General features: G+C 35.8%; 21 protein-coding genes. 3 read left to right on the forward strand and 18 right to left on the reverse strand.

Annotated elements, in window-relative coordinates; all coding sequences use genetic code 11:
- Positions 1-18 precede the first annotated feature (18 nt).
- The 6 genes from A1704_RS23105 to queG form a co-directional block, all read right to left on the reverse strand.
- A complete protein-coding gene (locus A1704_RS23105) occupies positions 19-1,107 on the reverse strand; it encodes an efflux RND transporter periplasmic adaptor subunit (protein ID WP_062676351.1) in 1,089 nt (362 codons plus the stop codon).
- A 60-nt stretch (positions 1,108-1,167) separates the two neighbouring features.
- Complete coding sequence (locus A1704_RS23110) at positions 1,168-1,419, reverse strand: hypothetical protein (protein WP_131797565.1); 252 nt, start codon at positions 1,417-1,419, stop codon at positions 1,168-1,170.
- Between the two features lie 340 nt (positions 1,420-1,759).
- On the reverse strand, positions 1,760-2,212 hold the full coding sequence (locus A1704_RS23115) for an SRPBCC family protein (RefSeq protein ID WP_062676353.1): 453 nt from the start codon (positions 2,210-2,212) through the stop codon (positions 1,760-1,762).
- A gap of 51 nt (positions 2,213-2,263) precedes the next feature.
- The gene (locus A1704_RS23120; protein WP_062676354.1) at positions 2,264-2,911 is read right to left on the reverse strand and encodes a murein L,D-transpeptidase catalytic domain-containing protein; all 648 of its coding nucleotides are present in this window, start codon (positions 2,909-2,911) and stop codon (positions 2,264-2,266) included.
- A 3-nt stretch (positions 2,912-2,914) separates the two neighbouring features.
- A complete protein-coding gene (locus tag A1704_RS23125) occupies positions 2,915-3,598 on the reverse strand; it encodes a TIGR02117 family protein (protein ID WP_062676355.1) in 684 nt (227 codons plus the stop codon).
- Between the two features lie 360 nt (positions 3,599-3,958).
- Positions 3,959-4,897: a tRNA epoxyqueuosine(34) reductase QueG gene (gene queG, locus A1704_RS23130; protein WP_062676356.1), complete on the reverse strand. Its 939-nt coding sequence runs from the start codon at positions 4,895-4,897 to the stop codon at positions 3,959-3,961.
- Positions 4,898-5,060: 163 nt separating this feature from the next.
- Between queG and A1704_RS23135 the strand changes: the two genes are divergently transcribed.
- Together A1704_RS23135 and A1704_RS23140 are read left to right on the forward strand one after the other, a co-directional pair.
- A complete protein-coding gene (locus A1704_RS23135) occupies positions 5,061-5,360 on the forward strand; it encodes a rhodanese-like domain-containing protein (protein ID WP_047377132.1) in 300 nt (99 codons plus the stop codon).
- 27 nt (positions 5,361-5,387) lie between these two features.
- A complete protein-coding gene (locus A1704_RS23140; RefSeq protein ID WP_082798859.1) occupies positions 5,388-6,008 on the forward strand; it encodes an HD domain-containing protein in 621 nt (206 codons plus the stop codon).
- A 64-nt stretch (positions 6,009-6,072) separates the two neighbouring features.
- On the opposite strand, the gene A1704_RS23145 is transcribed toward A1704_RS23140, so the two are convergent.
- The 11 genes from A1704_RS23145 to A1704_RS23195 form a co-directional block, all read right to left on the reverse strand.
- Entirely contained in the window at positions 6,073-6,843 is a 771-nt protein-coding gene (locus A1704_RS23145; RefSeq protein ID WP_062676358.1) for an alpha/beta fold hydrolase, read from the reverse strand.
- A gap of 14 nt (positions 6,844-6,857) precedes the next feature.
- On the reverse strand, positions 6,858-7,802 hold the full coding sequence (locus tag A1704_RS23150; protein ID WP_062676472.1) for an NAD(P)H-dependent flavin oxidoreductase: 945 nt from the start codon (positions 7,800-7,802) through the stop codon (positions 6,858-6,860).
- A gap of 166 nt (positions 7,803-7,968) precedes the next feature.
- Positions 7,969-9,336 (reverse strand): peptidylprolyl isomerase, encoded by a 1,368-nt coding sequence (locus A1704_RS23155; RefSeq protein ID WP_062676359.1) that lies wholly within the window; start codon positions 9,334-9,336, stop codon positions 7,969-7,971.
- Between the two features lie 86 nt (positions 9,337-9,422).
- Complete coding sequence (locus A1704_RS23160; protein WP_062676360.1) at positions 9,423-10,346, reverse strand: PfkB family carbohydrate kinase; 924 nt, start codon at positions 10,344-10,346, stop codon at positions 9,423-9,425.
- A gap of 27 nt (positions 10,347-10,373) precedes the next feature.
- Positions 10,374-10,931, reverse strand: coding sequence for a gliding motility lipoprotein GldD (gldD, locus tag A1704_RS23165; protein WP_062676361.1), 558 nt, complete (start codon positions 10,929-10,931; stop codon positions 10,374-10,376).
- A 44-nt stretch (positions 10,932-10,975) separates the two neighbouring features.
- Positions 10,976-12,010 carry an A/G-specific adenine glycosylase gene (mutY, locus tag A1704_RS23170; RefSeq protein ID WP_062676362.1) on the reverse strand — a complete coding sequence of 345 codons (1,035 nt, stop codon included), beginning with the start codon at positions 12,008-12,010 and terminating at the stop codon, positions 10,976-10,978.
- Positions 12,011-12,264: 254 nt separating this feature from the next.
- The gene (locus tag A1704_RS23175; RefSeq protein WP_062676363.1) at positions 12,265-13,206 is read right to left on the reverse strand and encodes an XAC2610-related protein; all 942 of its coding nucleotides are present in this window, start codon (positions 13,204-13,206) and stop codon (positions 12,265-12,267) included.
- 3 nt (positions 13,207-13,209) lie between these two features.
- Entirely contained in the window at positions 13,210-15,684 is a 2,475-nt protein-coding gene (locus A1704_RS23180) for a glycoside hydrolase family 24 protein (protein ID WP_062676364.1), read from the reverse strand.
- 195 nt (positions 15,685-15,879) lie between these two features.
- Positions 15,880-16,338, reverse strand: coding sequence for a hypothetical protein (locus A1704_RS23185; RefSeq protein WP_228432261.1), 459 nt, complete (start codon positions 16,336-16,338; stop codon positions 15,880-15,882).
- Positions 16,339-16,416: 78 nt separating this feature from the next.
- Entirely contained in the window at positions 16,417-17,778 is a 1,362-nt protein-coding gene (locus tag A1704_RS23190) for a DUF5458 family protein (protein ID WP_062676366.1), read from the reverse strand.
- Between the two features lie 20 nt (positions 17,779-17,798).
- Positions 17,799-18,245: a type VI secretion system contractile sheath small subunit gene (locus tag A1704_RS23195; protein WP_041461881.1), complete on the reverse strand. Its 447-nt coding sequence runs from the start codon at positions 18,243-18,245 to the stop codon at positions 17,799-17,801.
- Between the two features lie 354 nt (positions 18,246-18,599).
- On the opposite strand from A1704_RS23195, the gene A1704_RS23200 reads away from it, so the two are divergent.
- Positions 18,600-19,646, forward strand: a complete 1,047-nt coding sequence (locus A1704_RS23200; protein WP_062676367.1) for a hypothetical protein — start codon at positions 18,600-18,602, stop codon at positions 19,644-19,646.
- 60 nt (positions 19,647-19,706) lie between these two features.
- Here the strand turns inward: A1704_RS23200 and A1704_RS23205 are convergent, their stop codons facing one another.
- Entirely contained in the window at positions 19,707-21,803 is a 2,097-nt protein-coding gene (locus A1704_RS23205) for a M13 family metallopeptidase (protein ID WP_062676368.1), read from the reverse strand.
- Positions 21,804-22,010 lie beyond the last annotated feature (207 nt).

Consider the following 22,010-nt stretch of genomic DNA (forward strand, 5'->3'; position numbering starts at 1 on the left):
TTTAAAGATTATGAAAGGTTAATACTTCTTTTTGATTTTGATAATATCACCATCTTTCAAAGACTGAGTCCCTTCATAAATGATTAAATCTCCCTTTTTAAGACCGCTTTCTACCATATAAGAATCTCTTAAAGTAGTTCCGATCTTAATGTTGGTCATTTTCACTTTATTCTGTTTATCTACCACAAAAACATAGGTTTTATCCTGAATGGAAAAGGTAGATTTTTGTGGAATAAGGATCGCATTATTCTGTTGCTCAGAAATGATAAGTTTCCCGGAAGTACCGTGTTTGATCAAACGGTCCGGATTCGGGAAAAGCACTTTATAACGAATAGAACCTGTGGTTCTGTCTATTTCTCCTTCTGCTGTTTTCAAAGCTCCGTTGAACTGATAATTAACTCCATTAGGCAACGTCAATTCAATTTTTTGATGATTTCCGATCTTATCATTAGCTAAAAGCTCAAAATATAAGTTTTCAGGAATGGAGAAATAGGCATACACTTCGTTCAGTTGGGACAGTGTGGTTAACAATGTTCCATTTTCCACCAAACTTCCGTCTTTATGGGGAATTACATCAATTACTCCATCAAAAGGTGCTGTAATTCTTGTAAAGCTTATTTTCTGAAGAACGGTTCTTTTTTCTGCATCGGCAAAGGCATGTTTTGCTTTTGCAGAAGATAGTTTAGCCTTTACCATTTCCAGTTCGTTGTTTGCAACAAATTTTTTAGCATGAAGACTCTGAATCTGCTTCAATTCTACTTCTGCAATACGAACATCTGCTTCAGTCTGTTTTAAAGCTGCATTTGCTTTCAGGAGTTCCATCTGAAGTTCGGCATCATTAATTTTAAATAAAGCCTGTCCCTGATGGACAAATTGTCCCTCATTTACATAAATATGCTGTATAATACCTCCGATTCTGGAGCGCATTTCAACATTTTTTTTAGCCTGGATATCAGTAACAAACTGGTTGCTCACCAAGGTGTCTTTTTCCTTGATTTCCAGCACGGGAACTTCTTTGTCTTTCTGATTGTCTTTTTGCTTGTCTTTACTGCATGACACAGCGAATAATGTTGCAAGAATGCAAATTATTACGTTTTTAAAATACATTTTTAAATGTTTAAGTTATAAGATTTCCGTAAAAATGATTTGGTATTCAGAAACTTAAACCTAGTACAGCTGGAGGAGATGGAGAAAAGATTTAACGCCACAAATAATAGAAATTGCGATCTCAGGAAGCGTAACTTTGGGAATAGCTTTTAAAATTCCTGAAAAATCTGCAATGGCAGTATCGTTTTTTTTGACAGAATGTTTTACAATTTTGGCAGCCGCAGGCAATGCATGCGTATTCATATCTGCCTCTTCGTAAACATCCAGAACATGAATGTTGGTTACAGGAGGAACATGAGGGATATTTCTCAATGATTTTTCCGCCCAATTCGAATTGAAAAGGGAAAAAACCAGTATGATATAGAATAAGAAAAATGACCTCAGACTTGCCATGTCAACCAGAACACATTAGTTTTTAAGTAAAAAACGATAGTTTGGCAAAATTAGGAATTTTTACCGGAAGATCCCGCCATTGAACTGTTAAAAAAACTTAAACAATGGATGAATAATCTTATTTATTTGTATTGTCATTCCGTAGGAATCTAATTGGAATCGTAAAAGTTTCGGCTAAAGCCAGTGGAATTTGGGTTATCGTTTTTAAACGGGCTCCCTTCATCTAAGCTCAGGATGATAAACCGTTTCTATTGAATATCTAGAACAGTTTACTCAATATTCTGAAACGATAATCAAAGATATGTTCCAGTTTCTTTTTCACGAAAAGATCGTGGACAATTTCTCCTAAAAACCCCATGGGAAGTTCATAGTCTATAGTATCCTTCATCAATACGCCTTCTTCATTGGAAATAAATTCATGATAGTGGTTCCATAGTTTGTACGGACCTTTTTTCTGAAAATCAATGAAACTTTTCTGAAAATCTACGTGGGTGATCTCCGTCTGCCACTTCATTTTGATACCGAATAATGGAGAAACATAATAATCGATGAGCATTCCTTCAAAGATTTCATCATCTTCCATTTCCGTTAATACGACGAAGCCCATATCCTTCGGAGTAATTTCTGAAAGATTGTTTGCGGAGGAAAAGAACTTCCAGGCGGTTTCTATATCACAATTGAGCTGTTGTTCACGGAAAAGAGTATGCTTCATAAGACCGGATCAGTTTATCTGATTGTTGTCAAACAAATGTATGACAAAGATTTAATTATAGATCCACATCAGTACTGGTTTTCCCGATTTCTGAATCATCGGATCAATTTCTTTCATGGCATTGTTGGAAACAGTCGGGCAGCCCCATCCTTCGGGAGATCCGTCAGGAAACACTTCCTCATCGCTCATAAGATCCCAGGAATGAAAGACAATATATCTTTTTAAAGCATTGCTGTTGGTTTCTTCAAGGCCGTTCATAAGGTATTTTATATTGATTCCCCAATCGCTGTAGCCTCTTCCTTCCAATTTATACTTTCCTAAAGATGAAAGGTGGCTTCCATCTTCATTGCTGAAACCCGGATTGGCTTTAGAATTATCTTTACTCCAGGAATTGGAACCGCAACCATGCCCTACCAGATATTTTTTAGTAATCTTATTATTCTTAAAATCCCAGACAAAAAAACGGTTAACGCCGGAGTGAAGGCTCATATCAATGAGAATACAGAAATCTTTGCTGAGGTTCTTTGAAGCACAGAATTTCAGGGCTTCTTCTGCTTTTATTTTTAATTTAGAAAAATCAGCTTCAGGTTTCTTTTCTGCAACTACTGATGTTTCTACCGTTCTTATTGTATTATTTCTCCTTTCCTGAGAACATGAACAGATCCAAAAGATGGTGAAAAACCAAAAAACCTTTTTCATATTTTATTTATAATGCTGAAAGATTCCGAAATCAGAAGGAGTCCAAAGTGCGGCTTTTTGCCCTGCTGCCTTCAAAGCGTTATTTGACCAGGTGTTGCAGGTATACAGAAAGCTGTAAGTCCCTTTTGCATCATAAAAAGCATCGTTATCACCGTAAACAGCATTGGTAGGGATCAGCATAAAATTTCTGTTCTCATCTCTGTCAAATTTATCTTCCACATATTTCACCAGATTTTCATACTGACTTCTGCTAATCATAATCATTTTACAGTCATCGCCTTCTTTCATCGTATTATAATAAGTACAGTGCATAGCTGAATCACTTAGCCAGAATGCAGCCTTTATAGCTGTTGAAAATTTCAGGTCTGCCCACGTAGGTGTATCAAGATAAAAACCTTTATCCCCCCATCCTATCCCTATATACTGATAGTCTGTTCTTTTTGATTTTGTATTGGCAAAAGGAATTTTCCGGCTCCAGTCCTGCAAATCGTTTTTCACAGGCATTACAATATCGGTATGCACTCCGTTGGTATAAATGTAGATTGGAATTTCTTTCTTTTGTCCGTCATCTTTTGCGGAAACAGGAATATAGGGAATCAACAACCCAAGGATGACATAAATAATCACAATCCCTAAAATAATTCCTATCACTTTCAGGAGATACATAAATATTGTTTTCACAGTCATGTTTTTTAATAAAATTTAATCTTTAATTTTTAGTAAAAGTATTTGTTTTAATCGAAAAATTAGCTATATTTAGTTACGAAATATTCACAAATATGCGTAAAAATACTAAATCCCAAAAAAGGTTTAAAGTAAGAGTAAAAACTGCTCCTAAAAGAATACAAAAAAGACGTTGATTTTCGGTGAGATTCTGATCTCCTGAAAATCAATTTTTCTTTATAGGAAAGGCTTTTTAAGAAACTTATTAATGTAAATCTTCACCTCCTTAAAGCGAAAAATTTAAGGAATGGTCGACCATCAGCTCTGGTTTGGAACTTCAAAAAATTCCAAAAGAGGGATTGTCACCAAAAGTTCAGAGAAAACTCAGTCAGAAGATTTCTGTAAAAACTCAATATTTCTTTTGAGTCCTGTAAATTTAGTACGTTTTACGGGAGACTTTCTAAAGATTTCTGAGAAAATTTCCTGAGTAAGTTCCTTCCATTCTCCTTTTTTGAAGTTTTTCAACGCTTCATTGGGTTGGAAGCGGCTCTGTTTGTTAGGCGCTGAGAACCTGTTCCAGGGACAAACATCCTGACAGATATCGCAGCCAAACATCCAGTCTTCCATTTTATCTTTAAAATAATCCGGGATTTCGCTTTTGAGTTCTATGGTTGCATAGGAAATGCAGCGGCTTCCATCTATAATTTTTTCAGAAACAATGGCATCTGTAGGACAGGCATCGATACATTTTCTGCAGCTTCCACAATGATCTGTAGTGGCGTGGTCAGGAATCAGCTCCAGATCGCAGATGATTTCGGCCAGAAAATAAAAAGAACCGCTTTGTTTGGTAATGAGGTTGGCATTTTTCCCTACCCAGCCTATTCCTGATTTTTTAGCCCACGCTCTTTCCAAAACCGGCGCAGAATCTACAAAGACACGAAATCCAAATTCCCCTATTTCTTCCTGCAGCTCTGCAACCATTTCACGGAGTATTTCTTTGATTACTTCATGATAGTCTTCTGCATAAGCATATTTTGAGATTTTAAAGTTCTCCAGCGTTGAAATTTTTTCTTCAGGAAAGTAATTGTAAGAAAGTGAAATCACAGATTTTGAACCTTCTACCAATAGTCTCGGATCAAGTCTTTTGTCGAAATGATTTTCCATATACTTCATTTCGCCGTTATAATTATTCTTCAGCCATTTTTCAAGATGAGGAGCTTCTTCCTCGAGAAAATCAGCTTTGGAAATGCCACAACTCTGGAATCCAAAACTTTTTGCCTTGGACTTTATGAGTTGGGAATATTTTTCGGCACCAGCATTCATTAATTTCACACTGCAAAATTAAGATTATTTTATCAATCTTCAGATTTATGCCAAAGTACCTCCCACGAATGGTTCTTTCTGAAAAAATTATGTTTTAATTAGGATTTTTTTCAAAAAAAAAATACGTAATTTCGTTTCTAATTTAATGTTTAAACCAACAACTATGTCTTTAATAGAAGTAATACAATCAGGAAACTATGAATTAATCGACGTTCGTGAGCCAATGGAGCTTGAAATGGACGGTAATATAGATGGTGCTAAGAATATTCCTTTAGGTGAAGTAGAAGACAGACAGGATGAGATCCTATCTATTGAAAAGCCTGTTATCTTATTCTGCAGAAGCGGAAACAGAAGCGGAAAAGCATTGGATTATCTTAACGCTCAAGGATTAAAGGACGGTTATAACGGCGGAGGCTGGGCTGAGCTGAAGGCTGTTCTGGAAGCAAATCAGGGAACTTTTTAAAAGTTCCTTTTTTTATATCTTATTTCTATGAATCTGAAAAACTATTTTGAAACGCTTTGTTCTTCTTTCACCGAAAACAAACAGCTGATCGACAGTCTGTGGAACGAAGTTGAAACCAGATATTCTGAAAAAGGCAGACACTACCACAATCTTCTTCATCTTGAAAATATGTTCAGTGAACTCGAAGCTGTGAAAAGCGATATTTCAGATTTTACAGCCATTTCTTTCTCCGTGTTTTACCATGACGTTATCTACGATGCTTCTTCTAAGTCTAATGAGGAAAAAAGTGCGGCCAAAACAGAAAAAAGGCTTGGAGAACTTCATTTGAACAAAGACAGAATTTCACTCATTTCTGCGCAGATTCTAGCAACAAAATCACATCATCAATCCGATAATGAAGACACCAATTATCTGCTTGATGCCGATCTTTCTGTATTGGGTAAAGATTTTAAAACTTATTTAGAATATACTCAGAATATCAGAAAAGAGTATTCTATTTATCCTGACTTCCTTTATAAACCGGGACGAAAAAAAGTGCTCAAACATTTCCTTGAACTTGAAAGTATCTTTAAAACAGAATATTTTAAGGAAAGATATGAAGCCCGGGCAAAGGAAAATATTGCTGCCGAGCTTCAGTTATTGAAATAAAAATAGATCAATCTGTTGATTTAACAAAGACACCCGTTAACAGGTGTCTTGTTGATATTGTATATTAGAAATAATTGCTGATAAATCCGGCCGCTTTCTCCAATACAGGCTCAGGCACTTCTTTATGCGGTGTATGGCCTATACCGGGAATGATATATTTTTCTGCACTTCCACCGACCTGAGTAACTGTTTTTTCTACCTGATCCAATGTGCCATATTCATCGGCTTCTCCCTGAATAAATAACAATGGAGCTGTAATATCTTTCAGGAAATACTCTATATTCCAGGTTCTGTAATCATCCCGTGTCCAGGTTTCTGTCCAGGCTCTGAAAAGCATTTCTACTTTATCACCATGATATTTCTGCAAACGTTCCGGAAGATTGGTCGTTTTGTAAGCTTCCCATGCGTCGTAAACTCCTTTTAAAGTTGTTTCTTCTACAAAAATATGACCAGCTTCACAGATAACGGCTTTTATTCTTTCGGGATATTTTGCAGCGGTGATCAAAGCAATTGTTCCCCCATCACTGTGCCCGAACAGGACAACGTTATCAATATTCATTTCAGTCAATACATCATTCAACAGATCTGCTTCCAGTTCCATATAATGTATCGGCCTCTCATGAGTAAGCATAGGAAACGATTTCCCATAGCCTAAACGGTCATAAGCAAGAGTATTGCATTGTGTGATCTCAGCCAGCTTAGCCGGAAAATCTCTCCAGAGCTGCACAGATCCTAATGAATCATGCAGAAAAACAATCGTAGGCCTGTCTCGAAGTTGATTATTGTGTTCGATATATAATTTTTGTCCCTTTACATCAATTATTCTTCCCTCCATCGAATATGATCATATTAAAAAACCGGCATTTTCGTTTCTTCAAATTCTTTTAAAAGATGGCTGAAAACAGTTTCCACGGGAAGAATTTCATCAATTAAAGCAGAAACCTGGCCTATTTCAAGTTCTCCCTCTTCCATATCTCCTTCAAACATCCCTTTTTTTGCTCTGGCTCTTCCCAGCGATGCGATTAAAGCATCTTTGTTTCTTCCGTTCACATAAATATCTTCCAGCTCATTGAAGAATTTATTTTTAACCATTCTTACAGGAGCCAGTTCTTTCAACGTAAGGTGTGTATCTCCTTCCTGGAGTTCTGTAATTTTCTTTTTCCAGTTTTCATGGGCGCTAGCTTCGTGGGTAGCAGCAAAACGGGACCCGATTTGTACACCGTCCGCACCAAGAATCATTGCAGCCTTAATTTGTGAACCTAAAGCAATTCCTCCGGCAGCGATTAACGGTTTAGAAATATGTTTCTTTACATTCGGAATAAGACAGAATGTGGTGGTTTCATCTCTTCCGTTGTGGCCTCCTGCTTCGAAACCTTCTGCAACAACAGCATCTACTCCTGCGTCTTCGCATTTTACAGCAAATTTAGTAGAAGAGACTACGTGAGCAACCTTTATTCCTTCTTTCTGAAGGGTTTCCGTATAGGTTTTCGGGTTACCGGCTGATGTAAATACAATTTTCACTCCTTCTTCAAGGATGATCTGAATGATTTCATCAATATTAGGATATAACATCGGTACATTTACCCCGAATGGCTTATCTGTCGCCAGTTTACATTTCCGGATATTTTCTCTCAGGATATCAGGATACATACTTCCTGCTCCTATTATTCCTAATCCTCCACAGTTAGAAACTGCAGAAGCAAGTCTCCATCCTGAATGCCAGATCATGCCTGCCTGGATAATTGGATATTTAATATTAAAAAGGTGTGAAATTCTATTGTGTGTAGCCTCCATGTCATGAAGTTTTTTTGCAGCGTTAAAATCTATAAAATTGCTCATGTGTAAAAATAATAAAAACAACTGTTTTCCGGGAAAAATATGTCAATATTTTCTATCATAGCTTATTATTCTTTAAAGCTTATTATAAAAAAAACCTTCAGAAATTCTGAAGGTTTTGATTTTATTTTGTTAAGGATTGTTTCTTCCAGTTAGACTTAAAGTTACAGGTATCGTAACGTCCGTCAATTGAAATAAAGGTTGTCGGTAACTTTGAGTTGACAAACTTTTCAACCATTTCACTTTTCTTTTTATTCAGCGCCATCTGCTTGATTCTGCTGAAATCTGTTTCCAGAGTAATCTGGTGAGAAGGAATCACATCTTCAACTTTGATGATCTTGATTTGTTTTCTCTTATTCTCTTCGTCTTCAAAAGCAGTAGTGATATCACCTTTGTTTAATCCTGCCAATTCGTAACTGATTGTTCCAGGGATACTTTCTCTTTCAATTTTATCAGAGCCATCAGCTCCAGGAATGATCCCAGCATTGAATTTTGTTCTTTTATCGTCAGAGAATTTAAAAGCAGCATCTTTAAACGTCATTTTACCATCAACGATAAGACCTCTTATACTGTCTAATTTTGCTTTTGCTGTTTTGATCTCATCATCAGTAGGTACTGCTTTTAACAAGATATGTCTCGCATCATATACTTTACCAGATCTTTTCACTAACTGAATAATATGGAATCCGAATTCAGATTCAATAGGATCTGAAATTTCATTTTCCTGAAGGTTCAATGCTGCAGCTTCAAATGGCTTTACCATCTGTCCTTTATTGATATTTTTATATAATCCTCCATTAGCGGCAGATCCTTCATCTTCAGAATAGATTCTTGCCTGGCTTTCAAAAGTTTCCCCTCCGATAATATCCTGCTTGATTTTTTTCAACCTGTTGATAAGCTCTTGTTTGTGAGCTTCTGTAAGTGACGGGTAGATCATAATCTGAGCTAAAGTAACTTCATCTTTTACCTGTGGCAGCTGTGTTTTATACATATTGTAAAAATCAGTTACCTCATTAGGAGTTACGTCCGCTTTATCAGTTATTCTCTGGTACTTTGCCTGTCCGTAATACTGGTCTGTATCAATTTTTTCAATAGCATTTTTCAGTTCATAAGCATTTCTGAACTTATAAGCTGCAAGCATTGTTTTTTCATCCGGAAATTGAGAAAGCATCTGACGGTATTTTGCATTAGCCTGTTCTTTGATTGCTGCAGAACGATTTTCAATTAAGGTATCTTTTTTTGCTTCGTATACAAGAAGCTTATTGCTGATAAGGTTTTCCAGGAACTCACATTTGTCTGTGTTGGCAGCTCCCTGTTGTTTACCATAATTCATCTGCTCGATTACATCAGATTCCAATACAATCTCATCCCCGATAACAGCTGCAATACCATCCACCAAATCTCCTTGTTTTAGCTGGGCATTCATCATATTTGAAGAGAATATCATGATGAAAATCCCAAGAAGAAAAGTGATTTTTAGTTTATTTGTCATTTTACTATTTTAACAAGTTGCAAATTTAGAATTCTTAACGAATTTCACTCAATTTTTTATTATAAATATTTCTTAAAAAGACTTATTTACTGCAGTTCAACATCAAATGTCGTTAATTCTTTGAATTGTCTCAATCTGCTGAACATATCTGCTTCGTTTACTTCTTCTATTCTTTCTGTTCCGAATTTCTCTACGGTGAATGAAGCCATTGCAGATCCTACGATAAGAGCAGATTTCATCGTTTCGAAATCAATTTTTCCTTTTTTAGCAAGATATGCCGCAAAACCTCCTGCAAAAGTATCTCCAGCTCCTGTCGGATCGAAAACATCTTCCAGTGGAAGTGCCGGGATAGCAAATACTTTATTATCATGGAAAAGTAGAGCTCCGTGCTCTCCTTTTTTAATGATCACATATTCAGGACCCATTGTGTGGATCTTTTTAGCTGCTTTCACTAAAGAATATTCTCCCGAAAGCTGTCTTGCCTCTTCATCATTGATGGTAATAACATCTGTTTTAGCAATCATATCCATTAAGATATCCCATGCAGAATCCATCCAGAAGTTCATGGTATCAAGGATAACCAGCTTAGGACGGTTGTTCATTTTTTCAAGTACAGATAACTGAACTCCAGGGTGTAGGTTTCCAAGTAGTAAAATTTCGGCATCCTGCATTGAATCCGGGATTTTCGGATCAAAGTTCTCCAACACGTTTACTTCTGTAGCCAAAGTATCTCTTGTATTCAGATCGTTGTGGTATTTTCCGGACCAGAAGAATGTTTTTCCTTCTTTCACAATTTCAATTCCTTCGATGTTTACCTCTCTGTTTGTGAACATATCAAGATGTTCCTGTGGAAAGTCTCCTCCTACTACAGAAACAATTCCGGATTTAACGCCTAAAATTGATGAAGTGATCCCGATATAAGTGGCTGCACCTCCTAAAATTTTGTCCGTTTTACCAAATGGTGTTTCAATTGCATCAAATGCAACACTTCCTACAACTAAAAGTTTCATATATTTTTCAATGTATATTAAAAGTAATTATTTTTTCCATTCAAAAGTGTCCAGCAGATGTTTCATATCATTTTTGATATAGTTCACTGCAGGCGCAAGAGAGTCCGGTTTCGGTCTCGTATTAAAGTATAAGTAAGCAGTCACGAAGTGTTTCGTACTGTCTGTAATGTAAAACTGAAGATTGGAAGCACTCTGCCCTTTCAATTCATAGAAGTTCCCATATACTTTCTTTTCAGGGTATTCAAAGGATTTTGTATCTATGGAACTGGCTTTGATGGTATGTTCATATACCATTTTTTCAGCTTCCTTAATATGGTCAGCAAAGTCGTTTTGTATAGGGTAATAGGTAATGAAAAGCTTAGCTTTCATTTTTGGATAGTTCAGATAGAACCAACAAGGTTTCTTCGCTGGAGCAATCGAAGCAAAGTCCGAATACTCAAAGGTATAGGCGCAATCGTTTTCAAACTTCTGGTATTTCGGTGCGGGATATTCAAGACGCAGTTCTCCATAAGGTTTTGGTGAAGGGTCTTTTCCACATGAAATTAAAAGCAGTGATACAAAAATAAAAATGACTTTTTTAATCATTTTGCAAAAGTACAAATTAGATTTCAGATTTCGGAAGACAAATTTCAGTCTTTCAGTGCGTTTTGAATGTAAATTTCCAAAGGCTTCGGAAAGGATTTTTCATGAGAGCTTTCAAGGTCTGTAATCAGGTATTGATTTTCAGCGATAAAATCATTCCATTGTTTTTCTGAAGTAACCTCAACATTCCAAATTTCGATGCTTAAATTCTTATGAGTCAGTTTATGGGTAACTGTTTTTGAACCTGTAATGAAGGGTTCCATATCGGAAGGAATAGCTGTGGGAAACTCAAATAATTTCTTCCATATGAAGTCATCTGCTCTCTGACGGATCAGAAATTGTCCTTTTCTATGAACAAAATAATAGGTCAAAGCAAGATCTTCTGCTTTTACTTTTTTCGTTTTTACAGGATAATCTGAAATTTTTTGCATGGAAAATGCCAGACAATCTTCATTTACAGGGCATTCTCCGCACAACGGATTTTTGGGTTTACAGATTTCCGAGCCGATATCCATCATAGCCTGATTAAAGTCTCCTACATTTTCCGGCATTACCAAGGCGGCCAGTTCAGAAAAATAGGTAAACGCTCTTGAATTTGAAATATCGAAGTCATCGGCAAAAAGACGGCTCAAAACGCGGTAGAAATTTCCGTCAACAGCAGGCATTCTTCCACCGAAACAAATGCTTGAAACAGCTGCTGCAGTATATTTTCCTACTCCTTTCAGTTTTAAAATTTCTTCATATTCGTGAGGAAAGACACCCTGATAATCGTTCATGATCTGCTGGGCCGCTTTATGAATATTGATGGCTCTTGAATAATATCCCAATCCTTTCCAATAGAGTAAAACTTCATTTTCTTCAGCTTCCGCCAATGTTTTTACATCGGGAAATCGTTTAATGAAATTATTATAATGATTCAATCCCTGATTAATTCTCGTCTGTTGAAATACGATTTCACAGATCCAGATTTTGTACGGATCTTTTGTCTGTCTGAAAGGCAGATCTCTTGCATTATTTTTGTACCACTCCAAAAGCTTGTTTCCTATATGAAGGAACTCTGAACCTGTTCTATTTTTTTCCAAAAACCAATCTTATTTTAATCATTGAAGAGATGATCTTCTCTTCATCCTGAACATTGTTTCTATGCTGCAAAGATAGGTTTATTTTATTTTTCCTGTTTTTGATGTTGAAGGAGTTTTTTTGTGAATCTGTTATTGTATAAATTTATTTTTTTTCTCTTATCTCCTCATACTTACTTGAATATCAAAAAAAATATAAACATCATGAAGTTAAAAAGGATTTCATCAGTTGCTAATCATATTTCATCTATTATAAATTATTTTTTCTTTAGTTCGTGCTGTTCCGAAGAACTTTCCCAAGTAGTATTAGAATTAAGTTTATATTTATTTATATTAATATGACAACATCCTATAATACTTTGTGTTGTAATTGTTTTGTTTACTAAATCAATATTTTCTGCTAAAATTCCATGCTGTAAAGGGAAAGATGCTAAAGCAGAAAAATTTCCGTTTTTATCTTGAAGATAATATTCATACAACTTTTCGACGCCTCCCTGATCCCAAACAATTGCAAAATCTTCTAAGCCGTCAAAATTAAAATCTTTTACAAAAAAGTTGGTACACGGCAAATCTTGATAAGATGTCCATGAATTTGGTTCATAATGAATCTCCTGTGATTTGCCGTTCTTTTTATTTGTTACAATAATCCACGCTGAAGTTGGATATTTTTGTTCCTTCTCATTTTTATATTCTTCGGCTTCTAAAATAAATTTATACTTATTTGACAGGTTTTTAAACTCACATGATTTAGTACTTGGCTGACAGGTTTTATTCTTAATGCTTGTTAATTTTTTTTCTATTATAAAAAGGTTGGATTCATATGTATTTAATTGGAATGATATAATTCCTTTATTCTTATCAACCCATCTTATAATGTAATAAAAAGATTCTTTTTTATCTCCATACAAAAATATTTTATCTCCTTTTTCTTTTTTATGATCAATACTAAAAGTGGTATCTTCCATAGGAGTATGATCGTAAATTTTATCTTTATTTATTTCGAAAAATTGATCTCCATTATTACAATAGTAATATTCATTGTTTTCTTTATTAATGAGATACCATTTACTATTATATAAATCACTGGCAATATTTTCAGAATAACCTTCATTCATTTGTTTTTCTTCTTTAGACTGACAGGAGATTATTATAGAAGTAAATAATGTTATGTATGATAATTTATTTATTATATTTTTCATTCTTTAATTATTTTTTCTTATTTGAGTAACTGTATAAAAATGGCCATTATAAACTGTCTTTCCCTTTAAAGAGTAATTTGTTGGATCGAAATACAAACGATTATCATCACTCGCCCCTTTATCTTTATTACTCGTACCAACATCGTAAAAAATATAATAACATTTAATACCATCACATTTTCTTCCAACAATAACTACAAAATGATCAGTAGAATGATCAGCGTTATTATTAATTTTGTAACCTAATCCATGATCCACTCCCACTTGTACTGGATGTCCTTTTTCCAACTCAGCATCTAGATATAAAACAGCTTCTTTTGAAATTTGAGTATTAATATCTAACTGTGTATGAGTATTATTTTCTATTGCTATTTGATATAAGTGAGATAATGAAGTAGCTCTAAGTCCACTATTAATCAATATATCATCACAAGTCTTTTTACAAGCTACCATTTGTTTATCACGTCCTCCCCACTTAGAGTCAAATTGTGTTTGCCATTTTATTTTATCTCTCAAATCAATTTCTGATTTGCCACAGGATAATTCTATTTGATTATTCTTTTGGGAAGTTTCTTCACAGCAATCATGTCCGAACTCTTTTAAAAAATCTTTTTTTAAATGTAAAGGGCTTTTACCAGATAATTCTTCTTGATAAAATCTAGTATATAACTCCAATGCTTTTTCCATTGTTTCAATAGGTTGTCCATATCTTCCAGGAGGTAAACTCGCCCATTCATAACTTCCATATTTTTCAGTAGCACCTTGTATATCTCCTTTCATTATCAAATCTAACATACCTGCTCGTTTATGTTTAAAAAGTACCAGGCAAAATTTATCTTGATTTTCGGGAGAAAAGTCTTTTATTTTATATATAGTTCTTTTCTTTATCATTTCATTATCATTCCAAGTATATCCCATTACTTGGTACGCACCTGTTGCCGAACTATATACCTTTTCTCCATTTTTTTTTGTGTACCAAAGAATTTTAATATCAGGGTGAGTAATCATACCTTTGTTATAAGGTGGGTCAGTGAAATGACTACCTCCAAATAATTTAGTGTAACCACCTTCAAAATCATTGGTAATATAGACAACTTCCATCTTTTTCTTTTCCTTATTATATTTTTGAGATTTAATTATTTCTCCCGTACCTTCACCAACTCTAAGCATCCTCATATAAGCTCTTACCCTAGCTTCGCATTCGCACACTTTTTTGCCAGTTGATTTCCCTTGCACAGGCTGCTTCTGCACCACCACCGCACTCTTCACCTTCTCCACCTGCATCAGGCCTTCCGAATTTACCCCAAATTTCTGAGATTCTGCAGAAAGATCTTTGGAGATAATTTCTATAAAATAGTTTTGTGTATAGAAATTCGAATTGCCGATAGGAAAGCCTATTCCTTTTTCAGAACTCACTTTTGTAATGATAAATCCTGAGGTATCGTATACATCGGCAGGAATTTTAATCATTGCACTTCTATAAACTTCATGAGTGGATGTGGAATCATATTTCCAGATGACATACTGAATGTGTTTTTCCACCATATTCTTGGAGTGAATTCTGACCCTAACTTTATCTCCTACCGCTACTTTGGAAAGCTCTTTTCCTGTATCATCAATGAAAACAGCTTCTATAATATTACCTTTAGGATCCGGCTGTTTGGGACCACCTTCTGGTCCGACAAGGAATTTTGGTGTGTGTTTCTCAGGCTGCGGCTTAGGTTTGGGGTGATTTTGAGGCTGACCTTTATAATCCGGATTGGCTACATCTACATTCACCTGGCTGGCTCCCTGAATTTTCCCGGAGTAGGTAGCCGTAATATAATATTCATGACTGGCGCCTTCATTTCTGTCACCTTTCATCAGAAACTGATCGGCCATCTGACGAAGGATTTTTTCATCAGACATTAAATGAATAGATACTTCCGCAATTCCTTTTTCATTGACGCGAGCCTTGTAGCTGCGGGTGTGACGGTTGTTTTTGTTAATACTGGCATCGTGCCCTTTTCCAGGAGCGTCATCTTCCCAAAGGTGAAACTCAATTTCTTTATTAAACATCGCAATACAATGAGCCTGTGCAATAAGAGTATCACGGTAGCTGGCTTTATTGACGTCTTTTGCTCCTCTGTTGAAGAGGACTACTTTATCAATCTTTGGAACTTTGTTGCTGATAGGAACAATTATAAGGCTGTCAGCCAGTTCCTTGGTAACGGGAAGGCCGGGTAAAATCCCTTTTTTAATTTCATACACCTTCATTTGAAATTCTACTCCCAGCGCTATTTCTCCAAAGTTGTATGTCACTTTTTCACCGGTTTTTGGTTTTCCGGTGATGTCTTTCCAGCTTCCGTTTTTCTGTTTCTTATAAAGATACCATTCAAAGTCTCCATTCAGTACAAATGAAAGTCCTGAAGGCTTTATTTCGTAGGAACATGTTGTTCCAACCCGAGGATTCTGATCCCCGGCAATATTCCCTGTCATGGCTGATAGAATTTAACGAACTCCCAGTCGGAAGCTATTTAGACAGGTACTACTTTTCAGATTAAATGGTTGGAGACGATAGAGGGAGATATCCTCATACAGGGTTACATTCTTTTTCATTTTGTCTTTGTGTTTGTTCAAAAACAAAAGTAAAAAAAATCATGACATAGTGATATAAAAAACTTGAATTTAAAGTTAATTTTTCTCAACTGAATATACCGGAGCCGCTTTTAACCACTGATACTTAAGGTTTCTGTCTTTGGCTATAAAACGATACCCTTCAAGCTTCTTCAGATACACATACATAGAATCTGTATTTTTGATCTTTAATTTGTATTGAGATAAAAACAGCATTGGCATATCTACCGTAGAATCTCTTACTGTTTTCAATACTTTTCCGGATTTTACTTTATAGAGATAGAATGATTTTCCGCGGCCTTTTGAACTGTCTGCCAGTTTTACCTCTGAACTTGCAAGTACGAGTTCACTGCCATCAAAACATTCATCTCTGTTCATGATGTATGCTTTTCCTTCCTGGCGTTCCTGTGCGAAAAGATCATTTTCGTAAGTGCCTGGACTTTGGTATTTTTTTTCACAACTTATCAAAAGAAGTATTGATAACATTGGTAAACCAATGATAAGTTTCTTATTCATATTCAATTTCATAGGTGTTGGTTGAAAAAAAACCGATGTAATATTGCATCGGTTTTTGTTATCTAAAGTACGTTTATGTTACTCCTGAGTATATTCTGCATCCCATTCGTTACCATCATCGCCTTTGTGCCCGTCCAATTTAATAACGAAACTTTTTGTAGGGAAATAAGGGGTCATACGGATATCCAGCCATACTCTGTCTTTGTTTACTCTATCCTGCTCGAAACGAACAATTTTGAATTTCTCAATCAGCTTGTCCGGTCCTTTGATGTTATCCAGGAATGTTACAATCTGTCTTCTCAAATCATCCTCATTCTTAGCATTCCAGTTTTCGAAAGCTCTTCTATTAAGGAAATCAAGTAATACTTTAGTTACATAGTCGAATACACGAACTACGGAATACGTCTGAAGACCGATGTTGTCTCCTGTAAATAAGGTCTTCGCTGAGAAAGCCATAATTTTTCCGTATTCGTTAACCATTGGTACAAGACCCATTTTTTCCAACTGAGAAATTTCACTTTTCTTAAGCTCGAATTTTACAGCGTCTACTTCGTTGATATTACCATGTTTTTTACCTGCTGCTACCTGAGACATCAGTGTTTTATGGATTTTTCCTGCTAATGAAGTGGAAGGCGGAAGTTCTACGTTTTCTTCTTCCCCTACTTCTTCAGCTTTACCACGTCCTACCAGCCAGTTACACGTCATGATAACGTTACTTCTGTGAAGCTCACCTCCTGTAAGATTGGCAGAGTGGAATAAATCTACCACGTCATCCGGCTTATCAAGGTTAGCGAAGTCTGTAACCATCATTACTTTGTTTTCGTTACAGATTTTTGCCCACTTCTCGATGACCTTGTTTGATCCTAAATATCCAGGTATGGCAAGGATTGAGTAGTTATCTCTAAGATCAAGACGGTCATAATAATTTTTGAATTCTTCAGAAATAGCATCAATGAACAGAGGATTATCCAGATCGGAAACCTGCTCAAGGCTTGCATTCACGATACTTACGTTATCCACTTTATCCAATTCCGTATTTTTGTAGAATTGGGCTACTGTTCTGTAGTTGGTTTCCAACATACGAACGGCATCCAGTGTATTTTTTAAGTTTTTCTTTAAATTCTCGTCGGCCTGTTGTGCTTTACTTTTGCACGTATCAGCCATTTTATCAGCAGATTCGCTACCTTCTAAAAGGTTTACCCAAAGGTTGATCTTCTGAAGAAGTTCTTTTCTTTCTTCTGCTTTATTGCTGTCATTCAGGAAGATTTCTTTTCTTGCCTTTCTTGTTGGGTTCATATTGGCAATACCGTCTACAACGGATTCAACAAAGCCAAATCCTCCCATTTTATTGAGCTCTGCAAGCGGGTTACCCTTCGGCTGCCCTGCGTGTTGCTGCTGACCCTGCTGCTGGCTTTCTTGTGCCTGTAATTTGCTATCCATGATTTAATGTAAGTCTTTAATTATTTTTCAAGTTCTTGTGCCACTTCTTTCAATACCTCTATGAACGCCGCTCTTGTCTGATCGTTCTCCAGCATATTGCGCAGAATTTTGTTTGTTTTCAGCTGACGCACTATTTTATTGTACTGCTCCTGTTCCATGCTCAATTGCTGCAGATAATCTGACTTCTGAGTAAGGCTTTTAGGGGTAAAGTCTCCAAGGTTTTGAAAACGGAATTCTTCTTCTACCACTCCACCATCTTCTGTTTCGTGCTGTACCGATACTGAAGGCTGGAAATGTCTGAAAACGTCTTCCACTGTTTTTAATCCTGTTACGATTTCAGGGGTATAAGACTCTTCTGTTGTAAGCTGGCTTACTATCAGTGATTTATTTTCCTGTATTTCCTGAATAGCTTCATTAGCGTCTACTTTTACCTCGTTTCCGCCAACACCATAATTAAACATTGCCATATTATTGTTATTTTGAGATTTACTATTTTGGTTTGGATCTGTCCTCGAGTAATTTACCGATGAATCAAATAAATTACCAATCCAATGTTTAAATTTAAAAAAAAACTGTAACATACAAAATTTTACTAAGATTTTTCTTGGATCATCTAAATTCTTCTGCATTTATTCAACATAAAATCACCGTATTACGATATCACTAAGCTATGAAAAAATAAATAAAGTCTTCCAAGAAAAATAAAATAAAATTTTTGTCCGCTTTACTCTTTTAAAAACATGTCTGATAAATGTTAAAATAAGAATTGCTAAGATTTTACAAAAAATTATTCTTTATATTTAAACAAAGTGAACAGTGTCATGAAAGATGTAAAAATAGCATTCAGAAAACCGATATTTCCTGTTTCAGAAGCATTACAGCAATATTTGGAAAAATATAACAGAACGACCAAGATTAAGTTTCTGTATGAAGATCTTTTAAGGTTCAGCGACAGTGTAAGAATTCTGGATAAAGATGACAAAGATACTTTGTGGCTTGGGGTACTGTATTCTGAATATGAGTTTAAAGAAATAGAGGCCAATTTAAATAAAATCTATACCCTCCTTCATTCTGATGGAGATATTGCTACTTTACCTTATCTGAAAGTTGATACGATCGACTTTTGTACGTTCGGAAATTCTAAACCTTTTCGTATTCGGGTGAGAAATATACTTAACGATAATTACACCTATTTTTATATTAAACAGGCAGATGCTTCCCGAATATTCGGGCTTGAACTTGAAGATCTGCTTTCTCCCAACCGAATAAACTTTCTGGTTTACAAAAACACTTTGATCGAGGAACATATTTTAGGAATTCCCGGAGACGTTTTTATTCAGAAACATTTATCCAACTGCTCCGAACTTGAAAAAGCACAGATTTCCAAAGAATTTGTGAAATTCAATGAGCGTTGCCTTATTGGACTCCTTGGTGATATGCGTTCTTATAATTATGTGGTGATTCCAATACACGATTTTGATCAGGTTATTTACAGAATCCGTCCTATCGATTTTGATCAGCAAACATATGAGGGAAATCTGAAAGTTTATCTTCCACAGTATTTCAAAGAAAATAATCAAATGGTGAATATGGTATTGGAAAAGCTAAAGCCAAGTTCCATAGAACAATACCGCAAAGAAGTACGTTCACAAATTGTAAAAAGAGTAACGAGCAGTCAAAACAGATTTGATGAACTTATTTCTATTATGAAAAAAGACAATCTTGCACCGGAAGCCAATGTCATAGAACTAAGAACAGCTTTACAAAAACTCACCTATGATGTTAATTTCAAATATTGTAAAACCATGGGAGATATTATAGAAACCGGAATAAAGTTTGTGCTCCGAAACTATAAGAAAGAATATTAAAAAAGAGAATCCGCTTCGTATTGAATCGGATTCTTTCTTTTCTAACAATTTATGGTAAAATTACCAGATTTTTATTCTGTCCTGAGGAGCTTTATACATTTTGTCTCCCGGTTTGATATCAAATGCTTTAATGAATGAGTCCTGATTAACCAACGGACCAAATGCTCTGAACATTCCTGGAGAGTGGGGATCGGTTTTCACCTGGTTGATCATATACTGATCGGTAGCTTTCGTTCTCCAAACCGTTGCCCAGCTCATGAAGAATCTCTGATCCTGAGTGAATCCGCTGATCTTTCCAGGGTTTCCTTTGTCTTTTAAATACATCTGAAGGGCATCGTAAGCCACTGCTACTCCACCTAAATCACCGATGTTTTCACCACTAGTAAATTTACCGTTTACGAAGCTTCCTTTTACAGGTTCGTAAGCACTGTACTGAGCAGCTAACTGACCTACTTTTGCATCAAAGTTTTTACGGTCTGCATCCGTCCACCAGTTATTCAGGTTACCGTCTCCATCGAAACGTGAACCGCTGTCGTCAAATCCGTGAGAAATTTCGTGACCAATAACGGCTCCGATTCCCCCGAAGTTCACTGCTGCATCTGCTTTAGGATTGTAGAAAGGCGGCTGAAGAATGGCTGCAGGGAATACAATTTCGTTGTTTGATCCGCTGTAGTAAGCATTTACCGTTTGTGGAGACATTCCCCATTCTGTCTTGTCAACAGGTTTTCCTACTTTATCTAAGCTTCTCTGATATTGCCATGCTGCTACATTCTGAAGATTAGAATATAATGTAGCCCCTTCTTTTGGTGATTCTACTTTCAACTGAGTATAATCTTTCCATTTGTCAGGATAAGCGATTTTCACTGTAAACTTGGATAGTTTTTCCTGAGCTTTTACTTTGGTTTCAGGAGACATCCAGTCTATGTTTGCGATGTGTGTTTTAAATGATTTTAAAAGGTAATCAATATACGTTTCCATCTGCTTTTTAGCTTCTGGAGTGAAGTATTTGTCTACATACAATTTTCCGAAAGCTTCACCCAGAACACCATTGACAAGGGTAAGTCCTCTTTTGTTCATCGGACGCTGTTCTTTTTGTCCCTGTAAATATTTAGCATAGAAATCGAATCTGATCTGCTCCAAATTGTCATCCAGATTACTTGCGTTTCCATTGATAATATGATATTTCAGATAGTCTTTCAGTAAAGGAAGGTTTTTCTGGGTAATGAACTGATCCATATTCTGGTAATATTTCAGTTCTCCGATGATCACCCGGTCTGTGTTTACTCCTGCATCTTTCAGATATTTTGCCAGGTCAACGTTTTTCACAAGCCCAGATAATTCTGATACTTTTTTAGGGTTATATCTTAAATTGGCATCTCTGTTCTGCTCAAGAGTCAATAAATAATTAGCAAGCTGTTTTTCAAAGTCTACCACATTCTGTGCCGCCTGAGTAGTATTTTTATATCCTAAAACTCCGAATAACTTTCCAACATAGGTTTGATATTCCGCCAGTGTTTTAGTATTGGCATCATTTACTTTCTGGTAATAGTCTCTCCCCAAACCAAGATCCGGACCGCCAAGATACACCGCATTCATATTGGAATTCTTCATATCAGCACCTACTCTCCATCCGTAGAAAGAGTTATCGCCTAATCTTGTAGCTTCTAAAAGATATTTCTGAAGATCACCAAGACTTTTAATAGCATCTATTTTGGCAAGATCAGCTTTGATAGGAGCCAGACCTTCTGCATTTCTCTTATTGGTATCCATAAAAGAGGCATACAGATTCTGGATTTTCTGTCCTTCTGACCCGGAAGAATATGATTCTGTAAGAATTTTGTTTAATATATCTAATGAAGCATCATCTACATTTTCTCTCAATGCATTGAAAGATCCCCAGTTTGCTTTATCTGAAGGAATCTGAGTCGTTTTCACCCAGTTTCCATTCACATAGCTAAAAAAATCATCTTGTGGACGGACACTGGTATCCATATACGATAAATTGATTCCCTCTTCTTTTGCTTCTTCTTTTACCGGTTCAACTACTTTTGCTGTAGCTTCTGTTTTATTGTCTGTCCCTACAGTCTTTGCTGCACCACATGAGTTAAGAAATACAATACCTGAAAGGGCAAGCATTCCAATATTTAGCTTTTTCATTAAAGATAATTTTTGATTTTACACAAACTTATCAAATATACAAACTTTAATGATATGTAATGAATGATAATTGATAATTCGGGATTTAAAGTTTAATGTTATTAGACCACCCCGTCAAAAATTCAAAGAATTTTTGCCACCCCTCCGAGGGAGGGGAATGATGGAAACCGTTAATATAAAATTGTCACTTCGATTCCTAATCATGAT

Source organism: Chryseobacterium cucumeris, from assembly GCF_001593385.1.
GTDB classification, from domain to species: Bacteria; Bacteroidota; Bacteroidia; order Flavobacteriales; family Weeksellaceae; genus Chryseobacterium; species Chryseobacterium cucumeris.